We start from the raw sequence: 18,335 nt of genomic DNA, 5'->3' as shown, positions 1-18,335 counted from the left end.
GCTCACCTGTGTGCTTCGTATTCTTTGACGACGTCTTCGGTGTCGCCGTCGGCCATGAGGACGCCCTTTTCAATCCAGATTGTCCTGTTGCACGTGTCGCGAATGGACCGCATGGAGTGCGAAACGAGGAAGACGGTACCGGCAGATTCGCGGATCTTGCGAATGCGGGCTTCGGACTTCTTCTGGAACTGGCGGTCGCCGACTGCCAGAGCTTCGTCGACGATGAGGATTTCATAGTCCTTCGCCGTGGCAATGGCGAACTTCAGCCGGGCGGTCATACCGGACGAGTAGGTGCGCATCGGCATGTCGATGAATTCCTGCAGACCGGTGAATTCAACGATCTCGTCGTATTTCGCTTCGATCTCTTCGCGCTTCATGCCCATGGCCAGACCACCCAGGATGATGTTCTGGCCGCCGGAAAGATCGCGGATGAGTGCGGCACCCACGCCCAAGAGGTTGGGCCGGGACCGTGCGTAGACGGCTCCCTGCGTGGGAGGGATGAGGCCGGTGATCGCTTTCATGAGGGTCGATTTGCCCGACCCGTTCGTGCCGATGACGCCGATCGATTCGTTGGCGTTGGCGGTGAAGGACACGCCCTTGAGGGCTTCGACTTCCTTGTAGCTGCGTTTGCGCTGGAACAGCCCGCCGGCCTGACTGGGTGTCATGCGTTTGCCCGTGGCCAGTGTCTTGAACGTCACGTGGAGGTCGTCGACGACGACAACGGGTTCGCCTTCGCGGGGTGAGGAATCCATATCAGCTTTCTCGACCATAGCGCTCCTCTGCTCGCCAGAAGAAGACCATGCCGATGATCAGCAGGCCGAACGCCCACACCGACAGGTGCCACCAGTAGTTCCAGTGGATTTCGTAAGCGCCCATGAGGATGCCGCGACCCAGTGACAGCACCTCGAACAGGGGGTGCCAGTCGAAGATGGCCTTGAGGATCGGCCGGCCTTCGACGAGCGTCAGGGGGTTGAAGAACACACCCGAGGTGTAGAAGATCATGCGCGAAATGTAGGGCGTGATCTGGCTCAGGTCGCGGAAGTGCACCGTCAGGCGGGCGAAGATCAGCGCCACCCCGGTGTTGAGGATTGCAAACAGGGCCACCAGCGGGATCATGAGCAGCCACTGGAGGTTCGGTAGGTCACCGCCGATGATGACGAGAATCGCCATGAGAATCAGGGTGGGAATGAAGTTGAAGAACTCTTCGAGCACCTTGGCCAGCGGCAGAACCATGCGCGGGAACGGCAGGGACTGCACGAGGGAAGTGTTCGAGATGATCGACTTGGCTCCGCCGTTCATGGACGAGTTGTAGAACTCGAGCATGAACACGCCGATGATGACGTATGGCACGAAGTTCGGCGGTCGGCTGCCGGCCAGGATGAAGCCGAAAACCAGACCGTAGATGAGAGCGGAGAACGACGGGCGCAGGAGCACCCACAGCTGACCCAGGCGGTTGCGCTCGTTTTCACTGCGCATGCGATAGCGGGCCAGAGTCGCCGTGAAGTCGCGCCGCCGCCACACTTCGCGCATATAGGTGAAGAACGGCGCCCTGGCGCCCACCCGCTCGAGTGAGTGCTCAGCGGCGAAATCACTCAATGACATGAATGCGCGACTCTTCCTTAGACGTTGATGAACACCAAGATTCTACCGAGTGGTCGGATAAACCGTGCTCATGTGGCTTTCAGGCGATTCGCCCCGCCGGCTGGCGCGAGCGGGCGCGCATATCAAAATCCGGTGCCGCGGCTTCAGCACGCGTCACAGCACCCGGCAGGTCACGGCCGTCCGCAATCGCGTCAAGCCCTTCGGCCAGGACGGATCCGAGCAGCCGCTTGGCCGCGTTGTGCGCCGGTGGCAGGCCGATGGTTTCTACCCGTACAAGCACACTGTCATCGTGAGGCCCGCTGAAGAACAGCAGCTGCCCCCTGCCTGCGGCAGGATCGCCCAAAACAACGGGAGTGGGATCGCACACCCGGTAAGCAGCACCCGCGGTGAACACGCGGGTGGTGCCCTGGAAGCTCCAGCGGGAGGGCACCTCGCGCCATACGGCATCAGCATCGTCACTGGCCAGGACGCGGCCCAACCACAGTCCCTGGGACAGTGCGGTCGGCTCCGCACCTCCATCACCCAGGCCAGCGTTCGGCCCCTCCACGGGTTCAGCACAGTCGCCGATGGCCCACACGCCCGGCACCACCTGCAGATCAGCACCCACGGCCAGACGACCGGAGAACGTCAGCGGCCACGGGCAGTCCGGGACCACGGGGCGCGAACCGACCGCGGCGGCCCACACATCGGCGGACGCCGCATCCGGATTCGGGTCACGGGGAACAAAACGCACGCCAGCAGCCTCGTTGAGTTCAAGCACGGCCCGGCCCAGTTCCGGACTAGCCCCGGGCAGGGGAAGGTCACCGCGCAGGTGGAGTGCCACCTCGGCACCCAGGTCGGCAGCGGAGCGCGCGATCTCAAGAGCCAAGAAACCAGACCCCAGCACCCCCAGCCGCGGCAGGGGGTCTCCCCTACCGACAACAGCATCGCGCAGTGCCTGCGCCCCAGGCAGCGAGCCGACCGTGAAGCCGCCCGGAATGGGTGAGGGGCGCGGAGTGAGCCCCGTGGCAATGACAATCGATTCGGCCTGCAGCACGCGCCCGTCAGCCAGGTGCACAGCTCCCTGCTCAACGCGCACGGCTTCAGCCGTCATGCGCTGGATGCCTTCCGGCACCGGCAGCGGCGTGATGGTGAGTGCCTCCCCGAACAGGCCGTCGGTCAGGGGCGGAAGCTCAACGGGTTCGTCCCGCGGGTCAACAAGCACGGCGGTCTTGCCAGCACGCGACAGCACCTGGGCGACCTGCGTGCCGGCAGCACCGGCACCGACAATGACAATGTCCGACTTCTTCACGCACCCCACTGTACTCACGGAGCTCGACAGTCATGGCAGACTAACCGTATGAGTGACGAACAGCCGAAGGCCAGCGATTTCCCGCTGGCTGCAATTGAAAAGATCCGGTACGGCGACACTGACAGGCAGGGCCATGTCAACAACGCCGTCTACGCGACCTACTTTGAGTGCGGCCGCGTGGAGATCATCCAGTCGATGCAGGATATCTTCGCGGAGGACGACGCTTTTGTTCTTGCGACGATCACCATCGACTACCTGGCCGAAGTGCTGTGGCCCGGCGAAGTTGAAATCCGCACGCGCCTGACGAAGGTCGGAAATTCCTCAATCGGCCTGGAGCAACTGCTCATCAACGAAGGCGAAGTCCGTGCGAAGGCAACCTCGGTCATGGTGCTGACGAACATTAACACCCGCCGCTCCGCTCCCCTGTCGGACGAAGCAAAAGACCGCCTGCGCACCTTTATGTGACACTGAGCCCCCTCTCAACCCAAATGACGAGGCGCCGCTCACCTTCCCAGGTGAGCGGCGCCTCGTTCTGTTGTTGGGGTGGGGTCCCTGGCCTCAGCTGCGCAGTGCGCGTGCCAGCTTGCGCCGGCTTTCCTGTTCCACGGGGTCGGGAACGGGCAGCGATGCGATGAGGCGCTGCGTGTAGGTGTGCTGCGGCGCGCCGAGCACTTGTTCCCCGGTGCCCTCTTCCAGCAGGTCGCCGTGGAAGAGCACGCCCAGGCGGTCTGACAGCATGTCGACAACGGCGAGGTCGTGGCTGATGAACAGTGCGGCGAAGCCGAACTCATCCTGCAGCTGGGTGAACAGCTCAAGGACGCGTGCCTGGACGGACACGTCGAGGGCGGAGGTGGGTTCGTCGGCTACGACGAGTTCCGGCTGCAGCGCCAGGCCGCGGGCCAGCGAGCAGCGCTGACGCTGACCGCCGGACAGTTCGTGCGGATAACGGTCTGCGTATTCGCCCGGCAGCTGCACGGCATCGAGCAGACGCACGACTTCGCTGCGGCGGTCGCGTTCGCTCATGCGCGGCCTGTGCACCCGGAAGGGCTCGGCAATACAGTCGCCAATCGACAGGTGCGGATTGAACGATGCAGCCGGGTCCTGGAATACGAAGCCGATCTTTTCGCGCAGCGGCTTGAATTCCTTTTCTTTGAAGCCGACCATTTCCTGACCGAACACCTCAAGGGAACCGCCGCTGGCGCGGGTCAGACCGGCGATTGCACGGCCGATCGTGGTTTTGCCCGAGCCGGATTCGCCCACCAGACCGTAGACCTCGCCTTCGCGGATGTCGAAGTCAACACCCTTGATGGCCTGGAAGTCCGGTTTGCCGAAGCCGCCGCGGTAGGTGATTTCGAGGCCGCGCGCCTTGACGATGGTCTTCGCGTCGGCAAAGGGGTCTGCCTGTTGTGCGGTCTTTCCCACGTCCTCCGCCGCACGGTCCGCTGCCGAGGTGCCTGTCGGCTCTGCACCGGTGGCCGGGCCGCTCTTAAGCGTGCGGATCTTCGGCACTGCCGCCAGGAGGGACTTCGTGTACTCGTGCTGCGGGTTGGCAAACAGCGAGCGCACGTCGGCAACTTCGACGAGCTCACCGCGGTACATAACGGCAACTCGGTCTGCGAGGTCGGCGACAACACCCATGTTGTGGGTGATGAGCACAATTCCGGTGGAGAATTCGTCTTTCAGCGACCGCATGAGGTCGAGGATCTCCGACTGGACCGTCACGTCGAGTGCTGTTGTCGGTTCGTCCGCAATCACGAGGTCGGCCCCGAGCGCCAGTGCCATTGCAATGACGATGCGCTGTTTCTGCCCGCCTGAGAACTGGTGCGGGTAGTAGTCGAAGCGCTCATCGGCCTGCGGGATGCCGACCTTCTCCATGGCTTCGACGGCGCGCGCCCGAAGGTCTTTTTTCTTCGCCTTGGGGTCGTGCGCGCGCAGGCCTTCCGTGATCTGCCAGCCGACGGGGAACACGGGGTTGAGCGCGGTGGACGGCTCCTGGAACACCATCGCGGCTTTGCGGCCGCGCATGGCGGTCAGCTGAGCGGGCGTCATCTTCAGGACGTTGTCACCTGAGACGAGGACCGCGCCGTCGGCCACCGCGGTTTCCGGCAGCAGCCGCAGGATCGTCTTTGCCGTGACGGTTTTGCCGGAGCCGGATTCGCCGACGACGGCAAGAACTTCACCCGGGTCGACGGAGAGGCTTACGCCCTTGACGGCGTCGACATCACCGGCGTCGGTGGTGAAGGTGACGTTGAGGTCCTCAATAGACAGCAGATGTTCAGACATTCTTGCTCTCCTTTGCCTTCCGGCTGCGGCGGGATTTCTTGCGCAGGCGCAGGCGCGGGTCGTTGAGGTCGGTCATGGATTCGCCGACCAGCGTGATTCCGATGACGGTGAACACGATCGCAAGGCCCGGGAACAGGGCCGTCCACCAGATGCCCGAGGTGACATCTGAGAGCGACTTGTTGAGGTCATAGCCCCATTCGGCTGCCGAGGTCGGTTCGATGCCGAAGCCCAGGAAGCCCAGGGCGGCGAGCGTGAGGATCGCCTCGGAGCTGTTGAGGGTGAAGATCAGCGGGATGTTGCGGGTGGCGTTCGGGTAGATGTGGCGGGTGATGATCCGCAGGTTGGAATCACCCAGAACCTGTGCGGATTCGACGAAGGGCTCAGCCTTCAGGCGCACTGTTTCAGACCGCACCACGCGGAAGTACTGCGGGACGAACACCACGGTGATCGAAATTCCGGCGGCGACGACACCGCCGACGACGGTCGACTGGCCACCGGAGATGACGATCGTCATGACGATTGCCAGCAGCAGCGACGGGAACGCGTAGATCGCGTCGGCCACGACCACGAGCACCCGGTCGAGCCACCCGCCGATGTAGCCGGACAGCAGACCGAGGATCACACCGAGGAACACGGATGCGATGACTGCCACCACGATGACGAACACCGCTGTGCGCGCACCCCAGATGACGCGGGAGAAAACATCGAAGCCGGTGACGGTCGTACCCCAGATGTGCTGGGCCGAAGGCCCCTGCTGCGGGGCGAAGCGACCGTTTTCATCGCCCAGGTCGGCGTAGCCGTACGGGGCGATGAGCGGGGCGAACACAGCGCAGATGAGCACAACGCCGCAGATGATGAGACCGGTGATCAACATTCCGCGCTGCAGCCCGGAGGACTGCAGCACGTGGCTGATGACGGGCAGCTTCTTCCACCAGGGCTTCTGTGCGTAGCCGCCGGAGTCCTTGCCGGCAGCGGGTGCCGCGGCCGGAGTTTCGGGAGTGTTGAGGGTGCTCATCAGTACCTCACTCGGGGGTCGATGAAGGCGACGATGATGTCGACAATGAAGTTAGTGACCGCGACGATGACCGCCAGCATCACCACAATGCCCTGCACCGCAACGAAGTCACGCGCCTGCAGGTACTGGAACAGCTGGAAGCCCAAGCCCTTCCATTCGAAGGTCGTTTCGGTCAGAACCGCGCCGGCCAGCATGAGGGCAATCTGCATGCCCATGACCGTGACGATCGGAATGAGAGCCGGCCGGAACGCGTGGCGAGTGGTCAGACGGAACTCGCTGACACCTCGGGAACGGCCCGACTCAATGTACTGGGCACCCAGGGTGCCGATCAGGTTGGTGCGCACCAGGCGCAGGAACGTACCGCCCGTGATCAGCCCCAGGGCGATAGCCGGGAGAACCGCGTGGGACAGAACGTCGTTGACAGCGGCGAAGTCGCCGATCCGCAGCGCATCGATCAGGTACAGGCGGGTGGGAGCGACAACCCCGTCAAGCAGAATCTCCGTGCTTCCGGAAGCTCGGCCCGCCACCGGCAGAACCGGCCACAGAACACCGAAGACCAGCTTGAGAAGCAGACCGATGAAGAACACCGGGGTCGCGTAGGCGAGGATGCCGAAGATACGCAGAACCGCATCGGGCGCGCGGTCGCGGTACTTCGCAGCGATCATGCCCAGCGGAATGCCCACGATGAACGCGACAACCAGCGAAAACAGCACAAGCTCCAGGGTTGCTGTTCCGTACTGCGCGAGAACCTCCGTGACGGGGCGGTTGTCCGACACTGTGGTGCCGAAGTCACCCCGCAGCAGATTGCCCATGTACTCGAAGTACTGGACGATCAGCGGCCGGTCATAGCCGGCTTCGGCTACGCGCTGGGCCAGCTGTTCTTTTGTCAGCCGGCCGCCGAGGCTGGCAGTGATGGGGTCACCGGTGACCCGCATGAGGAAGAAGACGAGCGTGGTGAGGATCCACACCGTCGGGATGATGAGGAGGAACCGGACCAGCAGGTAGCGGCCCAAACCCGAGCCGCTGCTCTTGGTCGCTTTCTTCTTCTGCTGTCCGGCCGGGCCGGATGCGAGATCCGGAATTTCGACACTGGCTGTCATATGAGTTTCCGTAGGTAGAGGGAGTGCAGACCCTTAACACGGGCCTGAGAACTGAGCGAGGCCGCCGCGTCCATCAAGTGTCAGCGGCGGCCTCACTCTTCAGCGATTACTTGCTCAGCATCGACAGGCGGAACTGGAACGACGGGTCGAGCGTTTCGTCAACGCCCTTCACGTTCTTGTCCGCAACGGCGATCTGGTTGCCCTGCAGCAGTGGCAGCGTGGGCAGCTGCTTGGCCAGGTCGTCCTGGATGTCGCTGATGAGCTTCTCGCGCTTGCCGGCGTCAGGCTGGGAAACCTGTTCGAGCAGCTTCTTGTTGATGCTGTCGTCCTGGAAGTGGTTGGCCAGGAACGCCGGTTCTTCTTCCGTGTTGTAGAAGAACGGAACCAGGTAGTTGTCACCGTCGGAGTAGTCCGGGAACCAGCCCAGCTGGTACATCGGGTAGACGTCGTTGCTGCGGTCCTTGGCGTACTGCACCCATTCCGTCGACTGCAGGTCGACCTTGAACAGATCGGTGTCTTCCAGCTGCTTCTTCACAGCGGCGTATTCGTCGCCGGAAGACGGACCGTAGTGGTCCGGGTTGTACTGCAGTTTGATGTTGACCGGGGTTTCCACACCGGCGTCCTCAAGGAACTTCTTAGCCGCGTCAGCGTCAGCGCCGCCCTGCTTGTCGCCGTAGAGGCCCTTGAGCGATTCGTTTGCACCCTGCATGCCTTCGGGCACGTAGGAGTACAGCGGCTGGTAGGTGTCCTTGTAGACGTCCTTGGCGATTGCCGCGCGGTCAATCGAGGATGCCATAGCCTGGCGGATTGCCAGGGCCTTCTTTTCGTCCGGGTTGTCCGACTTCGCACCGTGGGGCATCGTGTCGAAGTTGAACACGATGTAGCGGATTTCGCCGCCGGGGCCCTTGTGGACGGTGAGGTTGTCCTTGCCTTCAAGGTCTGCGATGTCCGTGGGCGACAGCGAACGGTAGGCAACGTCGATGCTGCCCTTTTCGACATCGAGCTTCATGTTGTTCGCGTCGGAGTAGTACTTCATCTGCACTTCGGCGCTCTTGGCTGCCTCACCGCCGCCGTCGTAGCCGTCGTACTTCTTGTAGGTGACCAGTTCGTTGAACTTGTAGGTCGAGATTTCGTAGGGACCGGCGAATGCCTTGCCCTTGACGATTTCGTCGTCCTTCGTGATGGCGTCAGCGGCGAAAACGTCTTCGTCGACGACCGGACCGGCGGGGCCGGCAAGAACCAGCGGGAACGTCTGGTCGTTTTCGCGGTTCAGCTTGAACACGACGGTGTGGTCGTCCGGGGTGTCAATCGATTCGATTGCGGTCAGCAGCGAAGCCGGGCCGTTGGGGTCCTGGATCTTGGTCTGGCGCTCAAAGCTGAACTTGACGTCCGAGGCAGTCAGGTCGTTGCCGTTGGCGAACTTGAGGTCCTTCTTGAGCTTGACTTCGTATTCGTTCGGCTTGACGAAGTCAGCAGACTCCGCGATTCCCTCGCGGATTTCCGACGTTCCGGGCTTGTACTCCATGAGGAACGGGAACACCTGCTGCATGACGAAGAACGAACCGTTGTCGTACGAACCCGCCGGGTCGAGCACGGTGACCTTGTCGGTGGTGCCGACGCTCAGTGCGCCGCCTTCACCGGAGTCCGAACCGCCGGTGGTCGACGACGAGCATGCGCTCAACCCCAGTGCGAGGGCGGCAGCTGCGGCAACCAGTCCCGCCGCGCGCTTCTTTACGGCCATGAAGCCATCCTTTCGTTTCGAACCGCCAGGTAGGGCGGTCAGACCAATACAGCGACCACATTCAGTGTTTATTCACAGGCCGCTCAGGTTCCGTTAAGGATAGCAAGACTTTGCGCCGACTTGTGATCCACCTAACCCCAAACACGAGGCGCCGCTCACCTTTTCGGTGAGCGGCGCCACGTACTTCTGGCGGGCAGGAGCCCGTCAGCTCATCTTCGTGCCGGCGGAGCCGAGTCGCTGGCAGGCCTCGACGATGCGAGCAGCCATGCCGGCCTCAGCGGCGCGACCCCATGCGCGCGGGTCGTACATCTTCTTGTTTCCGACCTCACCGTCGACCTTGAGCACACCTTCGTAGTTGGTGAAGATGTGGTCGGCCACGGGGCGAGTGAACGCGTACTGGGTGTCGGTGTCGATGTTCATCTTGATGACACCGTAGGAAACAGCATCGGCGATTTCCTGTGCCGTCGAACCCGAACCGCCGTGGAACACCAGGTCGAACGGCTTGTCCTTGCCGTACTTCTTACCGACCTCGTCCTGGATTTCCTTCAGCAACTCAGGGCGCAGGCGGACGTGTTCGGGCTTGTACACACCGTGCACGTTGCCGAAGACCAGCGCGGTCATGTAACGGCCGCGCTCGCCAAGGCCGAGCTTGTCGACAATTGCCAGACCGTCTTCGACCGATGAGTACAGCTTGTCGTTTTCGCCGCCCTTGACACCGTCTTCTTCACCGCCGACAGCACCGACCTCGATTTCGAGGATCTGCTTGGCGCGGCTGGTCAGTTCGAGCAGCTCTTCGGCGATTTCAAGGTTTTCGCCGACTTCAATGGCCGAACCGTCCCACATGTGCGACTGGATGAGCGGGTCTTCACCGCGGTCGACGCGCTCCTGCGACACCTGGATGAGCGGCTTGACCCAGTCTTCGACCTTGTCCTTCTGCGCGTGGTCGGTGTGCAGAGCGACCGTCACACCGTAGTTCTTCGCAACCGTGTGCGCGTATTCGGCGAGCGCAATCGAACCGGTGATCCGGTCCTTGATGGTCGCGCCCGAGGCAAATTCAGCACCGCCGAAGGAGAACTGGATGATGCCGTCGGATTCAGCTTCCGCAAAGCCGCGCAGTGCGGCGTTGATCGTCTGGGAGCTCGTGACGTTGATGGCCGGGTAGGCGAAACCGCCCTCCTTGGCCCGGTCGAGCATTTCGGCGTACTGATCAGGGGTTGCAATTGCCATGAACACTCCTGCGCTTAGGGGATTGCTTCAGTCGGAATCATTCTACGCACCCGAATTTGACCGTAGTCTTAACAACATGAGCCCAAGCACTGACTCAGCCGGCCCGCTCGACGGCCAGCCAGCCGGCGCCTCGTCCGAAGTCCCGGCTGGAACTCCGACCGGCGCTTCGCCCGAACCCGGACACCCGGCCCCGCCCACACGCACGAACCTCGTGCAGGCTGCGGCCTGGGCTCTGTGGGACTGGGGAAGCTCGGCCTACTCGGCTGTGATCGTCACCTTCGTGTTCGCCCCGTACCTCGTGAAGGCGGTTGCCGAGGACCCGGTTTCGGGCGCTGCCGCGCTGGGGTGGGCCTCCGGTCTAGCGGGCCTGGTCGTTGCTGTTGTCGCTCCCGCCGCGGGTGCCCGCGCCGATGCGAAGTCCCGCCACCGGCGCCTGCTGACCATCTACACCGGCATTGTCGTCGCCTGTGTTTTCGCGCTGGCGTTCATCAAGAGCGAACCGGTGTTCTTCCTGCCCGGCCTGATCTTCCTGGCCGCCGCTTCCGTGTTCTTCGAACTGGCCCAGGTCAGCTACAACGCGATGCTCGGGCGGATTGCCGCACCGAACAGCGTGGGCAAAGTGTCGAACATCGGCTGGGGCTTCGGCTACCTGGGTGGGCTCGCCATGCTGCTCATTGCGCTGTTCGCCTTCATCCTTCCCGAGGTGGGACTGTTCGGGGCGGTCAGCGAAGGCGGCTGGCGGTTCCGACTGGTGGCCGGAGCCACCGCCGTGTGGTTTGCCGTGTGGGCTGTTCCGCTGATCTTCCTGGCCCCGCGCGATGCGTCGGGGGCTCAGGTGCAGACTGCCCAGGCGCGTTCTGGGAACCCGGTCGCTGAATGGTTCACCAGCTGGAAGCAGGACTACAAGGACCTGTTCCGCCGGCTGAAGGACCTCTTCCAGAACGACCGGCAGACCTTTGTCTTCTTCATCGCATCGGCTGTTTTCCGCGATGGCCTGACCACGATTTTCGCGGTGGCCGGTGTGCTCGCGGCCTCCGCTTACGGATTCACAGAAACCCAGGTCATCTACTTAGGCATTGCTGCGAATGTCGTCGCCGCGATCGGCTGCCTGGTGTCCGGCCCGCTTGACGATGCTGTTGGCCCCAGAGCGGTCATCATCACGGGCCTGACCTGCCTGTGCATTGGCGCCGTGCCGATCCTGTTCTCAGACAGTCCCACCGTGTTCTGGGCGTGCGCACTGTTCCTGTGCCTGTTTGTCGGTCCGGTCAACGCATCGAGCCGTTCATTCCTCACCCGCATCACTCCCCCGGAGCGCGCCGGCGAGAACTTCGGCCTCTACGCCACCACCGGGCGGGCCATCAGCTTCCTGGGCCCGTGGCTGTTCAGCCTGTCGATCACCATCTTCGGCTTCGAACGCGCGGGTGCCGCCGGCATAATCGTCGTCCTGCTGCTGGGACTCGTACTCATGCTCGCCGTGCCGCGCACCGGTCCCGGCCAGAAGCGAGCCGAACAAGCCGCCCGGAGCTGACCCACCCGGCCCCAACCGGCACCTCGGCAGCCCAAGCGCCAGCCAGCCCGGCACCTCGTTACCCGGTACTGGCAGACACAGATTTCCCCTAAACGCGGCGCGGGTCATAGTATGGGCTCAAACCAACCAAACGAACGATCAAATTCGATCGGGGAAGAGGACCGATGGACAGCCTTTTCAGCAAAGAAGAGTTGGAATTCGCAGAAGAGATGCGGAACTTCTACCGCACTGAGATTCCCGAAGAAATCCGCTACCGCGTGGCAATCGGCCAGGAAGTCTCCAAGGACGACATGGTCACCAGCCAGCGCATCCTCAACAAGCACGGCCTGGCCGTCCCCAACTGGTCACTGGAATACGGCGGCCGCGACTGGACGCCCGTCCAGCGCCACATCTACCTGGACGAAATGCAGACCGCGTGCGTTCCACACCCGCTGCCGTTCAACGCATCCATGGTCGGCCCCGTGATCGACACCTTCGGCTCGAAGGAAATCAAGGACCGCTTCCTGCCGGCCACCGCCAACCTCGACATCTGGTGGTCCCAAGGCTTTTCCGAACCCAACGCCGGTTCCGACCTCGCATCGCTGAAGACCTCGGCCGTGCGCGACGGCGACAAGTACATCGTCAACGGCCAGAAGACCTGGACCACACTCGGCCAGTACGGCGACTGGATCTTCTGCCTGGTCCGCACCGACCCCAACGTCAAGAAGCAGGCCGGTATTTCATTCCTGCTGATCGACATGACCTCCCCCGGTCTGACCGTCCGCCCCATCCAGACGATCGACGGAGGCGTCGAAGTCAACGAAGTGTTCTTCGAAAACGTCGAAGTTCCCGTCGAGAACCTCGTCGGCGAAGAGAACAAGGGCTGGACCTACGCCAAGTTCCTCCTGGGCAACGAGCGCACCGGAATCGCCCGCGTCGGCGAATCCAAGGTCAACCTGGCACGTGCCAAGGCCTACGCCGCAGCAACCAAGACCCAGCGCGGCTCCCTGCTGAACGACCCGCAGTACTCCACCCGCATCGCCAAGATCGAAGCCGAACTCAAGGCACTCGAAATGATGCAGCTGCGCGTCCTGTCCACCCAGGTTGCAGGCTCCGACGCGCCCGACCCGCGGTCGTCAATCCTCAAGCTGCGCGGTTCGGAACTCCAGCAGGACATCACCGAACTGCTCATGGACATCGTCGCCCCGCAGGGCATGGACTTCGTCGACTCCGCACAGGTCAGCGAGGGCTTCACCAACCTGTCCCAGGCAGCGGTCTCAGCCACGCCGCGCTACTTCAACATGCGCAAGGTGACGATCTACGGAGGTTCCTCCGAAGTCCAGCGCTCCATCATCTCCAAGGCCATCCTGGGTCTGTGACCTGCTGAAGAACGAGAGGTATAGAAAATGGATCTTGAACTCAATGACATCCAGCAGGAACTCAAATCGACCGTCGGCCGCCTGCTGAAAGACAAGTACAGCGCTGAAGCGCGCGAAGAGATTCTGCGCTCAGAAGCCGGTTGGAGCCAGCAGATGTGGGACCAGTTCGCACAGCTGGGCCTCATGTCGCTGCCGATTGAAGAAGAATACGGCGGCGCCGGCATGGGCTTTGGCGAAGTCGCAGTCGTCATGGAGGCGTTCGGCCGCGCACTCGTGCTCGAACCCTACCTGCCGACCGTCGTGCTGGGTGCTGGTCTCATCCAGGCCGCAGGCAGTGAAGACCAGAAGGCTGAACTGCTTCCCGCGGTTGCAGCCGGCGAACTCAAGCTGGCCTTCGCCGCGCAGGAACCCGCCGGCCGCTACGACTTCCTCCACCCGACCACCACGACGCAGGCCTCCGGTGACGGCTACACCGTTTCGGGCGAAAAGGCGCAGGTCATCGGCGGCGACGCAGCCGACACCTTCGTCGTCACGGCGACGGTCGACGGTGAGCTCGGCCTGTTCCTCGTCAAGGCCGACGCCGACGGTGTGACCGTCGACCCGCGCACCCAGGCTGACGGCCTGCGCAGCGCATCCGTCCTCTTCGACGGTGCGACAGCCCAGCGTCTGGAAGCCGGCGATGCAGCGGCAGCGATTGAGCGCGTCCTCGACACCGCTCAGGCAGCCCTTGCCGCCGAAGCAGTCGGCGCTATGGAAGCCGCACTGTTCATGACGGCCGACTACCTCAAAACCCGCGAACAGTTCGGTGTGCCGATCGGCGTCTTCCAGACCCTGCAGCACCGCGCGGCAGACGCCTACGCAAAGCTCGAAGAGGCCAAGTCGATGGCGCTGTACTCGAAGCTCGCCATCGAGGCTGACACCGACGGAACTTCCAAGACCCGCCACGCGGACGTGCTCGCCGCCAAGGTCATCATCGACCAGTCGGCGCGTCACATCTTCTCGGAGTCTATTCAGATGCACGGCGGCATCGGCATGACGATGGAATACCCCATCGGCCACTACGCCAAGCGGCTGACCGTCATCCCCCGCACCTTCGCCGCTCCCGACCAGGCTCTGGTCGAACTCGGCGAAGTCGGCGGTCTGCTCGAACCCTACGCAGCTGATCTCTGATCCGTGCGGCTGAGCCGAATTCGGCTCAGGCACGAAAAGCACGAGGTGCCGCTCACCAGAAAGGTGAGCGGCACCTCGTGCTTTTTGCGGGTTTCTCTGCCGTCGGCTGGGTGCTGCCGTCAGCTGAGGGTCTTTCAGCTGACGGTCTGCCCGAACTCCCACCTGCGGATCCAGGCGTGCATCGCGATTGCCGCTGCGGCAGCCGCGTTCATGGAGCGGGTTGAACCGTACTGCTCGATTGACAAAACGGCTTCGCAGGCTTCGTGCGCACTGTCCGTCAGCCCGATGGATTCCTGACCGAACAGAAACACGCAGTCCCGCGGAAGGTCATAGGTTTCGAGCGGTGTTGAGTCCGGGAAGTTGTCGATGCCGATCAGCGGCAGGTTCCGCTCAGCACACCAAGCCGCGAGGTCGTCGGCAGTCGGGTGGTGCAGAACGTGCTGGTAGCGGTCGGTGACCATGGCGCCTCGGCGGTTCCAGCGCTTCTTGCCGACAATGTGCACGGCAGCCGCGTTGAAGGCGTTGGCTGTGCGCACAACCGAACCGATGTTGAGGTCATGCTGCCAGTTCTCAATCGCCACGTGAAAGCCGTGGCGACGCTGGTCGAGGTCGGCGATGATCGCCTCCATCGTCCAGTAGCGGTAGCCGTCGACCACATTGCGGCGGTCGCCGTCACGCAGCAGCTCGGGATCATAGCGCTCATCGTCGGGCCATTCGCCCTCCCACGGGCCAACCCCGTGGGAGGGCGCTGCGGATTCAGCCGGCTCTGCGGCTGTCGGCTCCGCGGTGGGAGGTTTCGGCTCAGTCATCCTCGTTCACGGACTTGCCGGCCTTCTTCTTGGGCTTGGCGGAGCCAGCTTTAGCGGAATCGGCCTTGGAGGACTTGCCGTCAGCCTTCTTGGCCTTCGTCTTGACCTTGTCAGCTTCCTCAGCGTCCTCGGCCTCGGCAGCGTCGTCGGCTTCCTCCGCCTCGTCAGCCTTGTCGACCTTGTCTGCCTTGCCCTTCGGTTCGTTCTTCAGCTTTGCCTTCGCCACAGCCGGACGGCCTGCGATGCCGGCACCCGACAGCACCGTCTTCGTGTAGCGCGAGATGGCCAGCATGACGAGCACAACCGCGACGACAGCGGCCGAAGCGGCGGCCACCAGGCCGTGCCACCACGGGGCTGCGGTCAGCAGGTACAGCGCGCCAACGCCGGTCGGTTCGGCAAACGGCAGCCACGCGGCAACCTGCGGCAGACTGTCAGCCATGAACGGCAGCATCGGCAGGAACGCCATCACGACGATGACAACTCCCGCAACAGCCGCGCCGATCCGGCGGCCCCGCTGCTTTTCACCCATTGCAATGAGCGCGAAGAGTGCGATGACTGCCGCCGCATAGAAGGCATAGCTCAGCACAAACCAGCCGAGAGCAGGCAGAGCCGCGTACACCTCGCCGGCCAGACCGATAACAGACATGCCCAGCAGTCCGACAACCGCCGTGATGACCAGCAGGAGCAGAGCCAGTTGTGTGAGGCCCCAAATGCGGCCCCACAGAGCCGAGCGCGGCGGGATGGCAGCGATGATGATTTCGCTGGTGTGGGTGCGGCGCTCTTCGCGCACACCCCGGTAGGCCAAAGCACCCAGGCTCAGTCCTGCAGCCAGGGTCAGCGCGACCATGGTCCAGGCCACGACCTCACCGGTTGCGGGGTCGATGGGCCCACCGTCGACGTAGGTGACGTCAGGCGTGCTGACGAGCTTGTCGATGATTGCCTGCGGCATGCGGTTCTTGGCGATCAGCTGGTCATTGCCCTGACCCGTCGGGTCCTGCAGGAGGAAAGCGTCGACCTTGCCGCTCTTGACGGCGTCCTGGCCCTCTTCGACGCTCGTGACGATCGTGACGGACATGCCCAGCTGCTGTTCGACCTGCGGAAGCTGCTGTGCAACCTGGTCCTTCTGCTCTTCCGGCACCATCATGGCGACGCTTTCGCCGCTGCCGGCGGACACGCCGGTGCGCGAAAAGCCGATGATGAGCGCAGCAAGCACACCGATGATGAGTGCGAGCGCGGTCGCCGCAAACAGCGGGCTGCGCAGCGCCTGCGAGGTTTCGCGGTTGGCTACCAGATAGGACGCCTGCCCACCCGTGAGGTCGCGGAACTCGGAGACGAGCCCCGTCTTGGTTTCATCACCGGTGTCCTCACGCAGCTCATCGGGAACCTCGGCGAGTTCTCCCACCGGTTCGTCACCGAGGTTGTGCGGGTCGAGGGCCTTCCCTCCCCCGCCGAGGTCCGTGTACGAGGTGGTGCTGATGTTGTCGTGATCCTCGCTGTGATCTTTGTTTGCCATCAGACGTCCTCCTTGAAGATTTCCCGCAGACTGGCGGGCTGAGCGTCGGCCTTGGCGTCGGTCTTGGCCTTGGCCTTGGCCGAGTGTTCCTTCCGCAGCTCCTTGGCTGTTCCGTGGGCGATGACGCTGCCGTGGCCCAGCACCAGGATGTCGTCGGCGTACTGTTCGATGAGCTCCCAGTCGTCAGACGTGACGATGATGGGCACGCCGGCGTCCGCGTGGTCCTTCAGCAGGCCGAACACGAGCTTGGCGGAGGCCATGTCGAGGCCCTCGCCGATTTCGTCGATGACGACGACGTCCGGGTCGGCGGCAAGAACCGCGGCGATGTGCACGCGGGCCTGTTCGGTTCCCGACAGCTGAGAAAGTGGGACGTAGGCGCGGTCGGACAGTTCGAGACGGGCCAGCAGGGTGACCGCGTTGCGCTCTGCCGCACCGAGCGTCATGCCGTGCAGGCGCGCCATGTAGACGATCTGCTCCATGACCTTCATGGAGGGGAAACCGCCGCGTTCGGCAGGCAAGTAGCCGAAGTTCTGACGGTCACCGCCGACGAGCTCGTTGTCTTCGAGCTTCACGGTGCCGCTTTCGGGTTCGATGATGCCCATGATGGCGCGGGCGAGTTCGGTTTTGCCGGCGCCCTTGGGGCCCACAACACCGAGGATGCGCCCCGGGGTCGCTTTGACGGAAACGTCGTCAAGCCACAGTCTGCGCTGCGACTTCACAGTGATGGACGACAGTTCGAGCACAGGGTGTCCTTTCCTTTGCGGACTTTCGCCGCGTGACTTCAGTCCAGGCCGAGGTCAGCGGTGGTCAATGCTGTCAGATAGCGCAGACCTTCTGCTTCGACGCGTTCGCGCGCACCGGTGTTGCGGTCCATGACCACGACGACGGCGACGACTTCCGCACCGGCTTCACGCAGGGCTTCCACGGCGGTGAGAACCGATCCGCCGGTTGTCGACGTGTCTTCTACAGCGACGACGCGACGGCCCCGGACGTCCGGTCCTTCGACGCGCTTGCCCATGCCGTGTTCTTTTGCCTGCTTGCGCACAACGAAGGTGTCCAGCGGGGTGCCGCGACGCACGGAAGCGTGCATGGTGGCGGTTCCCACGGGGTCAGCGCCCATGGTGAGCCCGCCGACGGCATCAACCGAGCCCAGCAGGCCTTCGGCTTCGAGGACGTCGAGGACGATGTCGCCCACGAGAGGCGCCGACCGGTGGTCGAGCGTCACCAGGCGCAGGTCCAGGTAGTAATCGGCCTGCTTCCCCGAAGACAGGGTGAAGCTGCCGCGCTTAACGGCCAGGGAGTCGATGAGTTTCAGCAGCTCTTCGCGTGTCTGCGCAGGATCGTACGAACGTGTGTCGGTCATGGCCGCCATTGTATTCGCGGGCATGAGCGCCACTTCACATGGAGTAGGGAGGAACCCGCTCACCTGGCACCTCGGGAGCACCCACCCCCTGCACCTCGGGAGCCCGGGGTGCCGCACACCCGCCAACCAAACCCCCACCTCACGCACCCACCCCTGCACCTCGGGAGTCTCCCCCAGACCCCCGCCCACGCTTTAGCAACAAAAACTCCCCTTAGCAGTTGTTGCTAAGCCGCAGATTCCGGCTAAAGGGAGTCTCCGTACGGCTAAGCCGCAGAAACCGGCTAACGGGAGTTTTTGCTGAGCAACGGGCGCCAGGCTAGGCCAAAAACTGCCGG

At 63.3% G+C, this 18,335-nt stretch carries 16 protein-coding genes; 4 read left to right on the top strand and 12 right to left on the bottom strand.

The window, feature by feature from the left end; genetic code table 11:
• Positions 1 to 2 precede the first annotated feature (2 nt).
• The 3 genes from HMPREF3172_RS02045 to HMPREF3172_RS02035 form a co-directional block, all read right to left on the bottom strand.
• On the bottom strand, positions 3 to 770 hold the full coding sequence (locus HMPREF3172_RS02045; protein WP_062022697.1) for an ABC transporter ATP-binding protein: 768 nt from the start codon (positions 768 to 770) through the stop codon (positions 3 to 5).
• Positions 754 to 1,602, bottom strand: a complete 849-nt coding sequence (locus HMPREF3172_RS02040) for an ABC transporter permease (RefSeq protein ID WP_070515030.1) — start codon at positions 1,600 to 1,602, stop codon at positions 754 to 756. Before HMPREF3172_RS02040 ends, HMPREF3172_RS02045 begins: the two co-directional genes overlap by 17 nt.
• A 79-nt stretch (positions 1,603 to 1,681) precedes the next feature.
• Complete coding sequence (locus tag HMPREF3172_RS02035; protein ID WP_070515028.1) at positions 1,682 to 2,893, bottom strand: FAD-dependent oxidoreductase; 1,212 nt, start codon at positions 2,891 to 2,893, stop codon at positions 1,682 to 1,684.
• 48 nt (positions 2,894 to 2,941) lie between these two features.
• Between HMPREF3172_RS02035 and HMPREF3172_RS02030 the strand changes: the two genes are divergently transcribed.
• Positions 2,942 to 3,358, top strand: coding sequence for an acyl-CoA thioesterase (locus HMPREF3172_RS02030; protein ID WP_070515027.1), 417 nt, complete (start codon positions 2,942 to 2,944; stop codon positions 3,356 to 3,358).
• 93 nt (positions 3,359 to 3,451) lie between these two features.
• On the opposite strand, the gene HMPREF3172_RS02025 is transcribed toward HMPREF3172_RS02030, so the two are convergent.
• The 5 genes from HMPREF3172_RS02025 to fbaA all read right to left on the bottom strand — a co-directional run bounded on the left by HMPREF3172_RS02025 (position 3,452) and on the right by fbaA (position 10,259).
• Positions 3,452 to 5,176, bottom strand: coding sequence for a dipeptide ABC transporter ATP-binding protein (locus tag HMPREF3172_RS02025; RefSeq protein WP_070515026.1), 1,725 nt, complete (start codon positions 5,174 to 5,176; stop codon positions 3,452 to 3,454).
• Positions 5,169 to 6,191 (bottom strand): ABC transporter permease, encoded by a 1,023-nt coding sequence (locus tag HMPREF3172_RS02020; protein WP_083281364.1) that lies wholly within the window; start codon positions 6,189 to 6,191, stop codon positions 5,169 to 5,171. The genes HMPREF3172_RS02025 and HMPREF3172_RS02020 overlap by 8 nt, the downstream gene beginning before the upstream one ends.
• Positions 6,191 to 7,291, bottom strand: a complete 1,101-nt coding sequence (locus HMPREF3172_RS02015) for an ABC transporter permease (protein WP_070515024.1) — start codon at positions 7,289 to 7,291, stop codon at positions 6,191 to 6,193. Before HMPREF3172_RS02015 ends, HMPREF3172_RS02020 begins: the two co-directional genes overlap by 1 nt.
• A gap of 106 nt (positions 7,292 to 7,397) precedes the next feature.
• On the bottom strand, positions 7,398 to 9,032 hold the full coding sequence (locus tag HMPREF3172_RS02010; protein ID WP_070515023.1) for an ABC transporter substrate-binding protein: 1,635 nt from the start codon (positions 9,030 to 9,032) through the stop codon (positions 7,398 to 7,400).
• Between the two features lie 204 nt (positions 9,033 to 9,236).
• Positions 9,237 to 10,259, bottom strand: coding sequence for a class II fructose-bisphosphate aldolase (gene fbaA, locus HMPREF3172_RS02005; RefSeq protein ID WP_070515021.1), 1,023 nt, complete (start codon positions 10,257 to 10,259; stop codon positions 9,237 to 9,239).
• A 76-nt stretch (positions 10,260 to 10,335) separates the two neighbouring features.
• On the opposite strand from fbaA, the gene HMPREF3172_RS02000 reads away from it, so the two are divergent.
• The 3 genes from HMPREF3172_RS02000 (at position 10,336) to HMPREF3172_RS01990 (ending at position 14,315) form a co-directional block, all read left to right on the top strand.
• Positions 10,336 to 11,787 (top strand): MFS transporter, encoded by a 1,452-nt coding sequence (locus tag HMPREF3172_RS02000; RefSeq protein ID WP_256173108.1) that lies wholly within the window; start codon positions 10,336 to 10,338, stop codon positions 11,785 to 11,787.
• 164 nt (positions 11,788 to 11,951) lie between these two features.
• Complete coding sequence (locus HMPREF3172_RS01995) at positions 11,952 to 13,145, top strand: acyl-CoA dehydrogenase family protein (protein ID WP_070515020.1); 1,194 nt, start codon at positions 11,952 to 11,954, stop codon at positions 13,143 to 13,145.
• A 27-nt stretch (positions 13,146 to 13,172) separates the two neighbouring features.
• Positions 13,173 to 14,315: an acyl-CoA dehydrogenase family protein gene (locus HMPREF3172_RS01990; RefSeq protein ID WP_070515019.1), complete on the top strand. Its 1,143-nt coding sequence runs from the start codon at positions 13,173 to 13,175 to the stop codon at positions 14,313 to 14,315.
• Positions 14,316 to 14,449: 134 nt separating this feature from the next.
• On the opposite strand, the gene HMPREF3172_RS01985 is transcribed toward HMPREF3172_RS01990, so the two are convergent.
• From HMPREF3172_RS01985 to pyrE, 4 genes are read right to left on the bottom strand one after another with little or no spacing between them, the layout of a single operon-like run.
• The gene (locus tag HMPREF3172_RS01985) at positions 14,450 to 15,124 is read right to left on the bottom strand and encodes a TrmH family RNA methyltransferase (RefSeq protein ID WP_070515017.1); all 675 of its coding nucleotides are present in this window, start codon (positions 15,122 to 15,124) and stop codon (positions 14,450 to 14,452) included.
• Positions 15,117 to 16,637, bottom strand: coding sequence for an ABC transporter permease family protein (locus HMPREF3172_RS01980; RefSeq protein ID WP_070515015.1), 1,521 nt, complete (start codon positions 16,635 to 16,637; stop codon positions 15,117 to 15,119). Before HMPREF3172_RS01980 ends, HMPREF3172_RS01985 begins: the two co-directional genes overlap by 8 nt.
• A complete protein-coding gene (locus tag HMPREF3172_RS01975; RefSeq protein ID WP_070515013.1) occupies positions 16,637 to 17,380 on the bottom strand; it encodes an ABC transporter ATP-binding protein in 744 nt (247 codons plus the stop codon). The genes HMPREF3172_RS01980 and HMPREF3172_RS01975 overlap by 1 nt, the downstream gene beginning before the upstream one ends.
• 38 nt (positions 17,381 to 17,418) lie before the next feature.
• On the bottom strand, positions 17,419 to 18,009 hold the full coding sequence (gene pyrE / locus HMPREF3172_RS01970) for an orotate phosphoribosyltransferase (RefSeq protein ID WP_083281362.1): 591 nt from the start codon (positions 18,007 to 18,009) through the stop codon (positions 17,419 to 17,421).
• Between the last annotated feature and the right edge of the window lie 326 nt (positions 18,010 to 18,335).

The organism is Brevibacterium sp. HMSC08F02 (genome assembly GCF_001807555.1).
GTDB lineage: Bacteria > Actinomycetota > Actinomycetes > Actinomycetales > Brevibacteriaceae > Brevibacterium > Brevibacterium ravenspurgense.
Note: the sequence above shows the minus strand (reverse complement) of the source record. Positions and strands in the feature narration are given on the sequence as shown.

Coding starts and splice junctions, on each gene's coding strand:
- HMPREF3172_RS02045 (WP_062022697.1), bottom strand. CDS start 770: ATGGTCGAGAAAGCTGATATGGATTCCTCACCCCGCGAAGGCGAACCC.
- HMPREF3172_RS02040 (WP_070515030.1), bottom strand. CDS start 1,602: ATGTCATTGAGTGATTTCGCCGCTGAGCACTCACTCGAGCGGGTGGGC.
- HMPREF3172_RS02030 (WP_070515027.1), top strand. CDS start 2,942: ATGAGTGACGAACAGCCGAAGGCCAGCGATTTCCCGCTGGCTGCAATT.
- HMPREF3172_RS02025 (WP_070515026.1), bottom strand. CDS start 5,176: ATGTCTGAACATCTGCTGTCTATTGAGGACCTCAACGTCACCTTCACC.
- HMPREF3172_RS02020 (WP_083281364.1), bottom strand. CDS start 6,191: ATGAGCACCCTCAACACTCCCGAAACTCCGGCCGCGGCACCCGCTGCC.
- HMPREF3172_RS02015 (WP_070515024.1), bottom strand. CDS start 7,291: ATGACAGCCAGTGTCGAAATTCCGGATCTCGCATCCGGCCCGGCCGGA.
- HMPREF3172_RS02010 (WP_070515023.1), bottom strand. CDS start 9,032: ATGGCCGTAAAGAAGCGCGCGGCGGGACTGGTTGCCGCAGCTGCCGCC.
- fbaA (WP_070515021.1), bottom strand. CDS start 10,259: ATGGCAATTGCAACCCCTGATCAGTACGCCGAAATGCTCGACCGGGCC.
- HMPREF3172_RS02000 (WP_256173108.1), top strand. CDS start 10,336: ATGAGCCCAAGCACTGACTCAGCCGGCCCGCTCGACGGCCAGCCAGCC.
- HMPREF3172_RS01995 (WP_070515020.1), top strand. CDS start 11,952: ATGGACAGCCTTTTCAGCAAAGAAGAGTTGGAATTCGCAGAAGAGATG.
- HMPREF3172_RS01990 (WP_070515019.1), top strand. CDS start 13,173: ATGGATCTTGAACTCAATGACATCCAGCAGGAACTCAAATCGACCGTC.
- HMPREF3172_RS01985 (WP_070515017.1), bottom strand. CDS start 15,124: ATGACTGAGCCGAAACCTCCCACCGCGGAGCCGACAGCCGCAGAGCCG.
- HMPREF3172_RS01980 (WP_070515015.1), bottom strand. CDS start 16,637: ATGGCAAACAAAGATCACAGCGAGGATCACGACAACATCAGCACCACC.
- pyrE (WP_083281362.1), bottom strand. CDS start 18,009: ATGGCGGCCATGACCGACACACGTTCGTACGATCCTGCGCAGACACGC.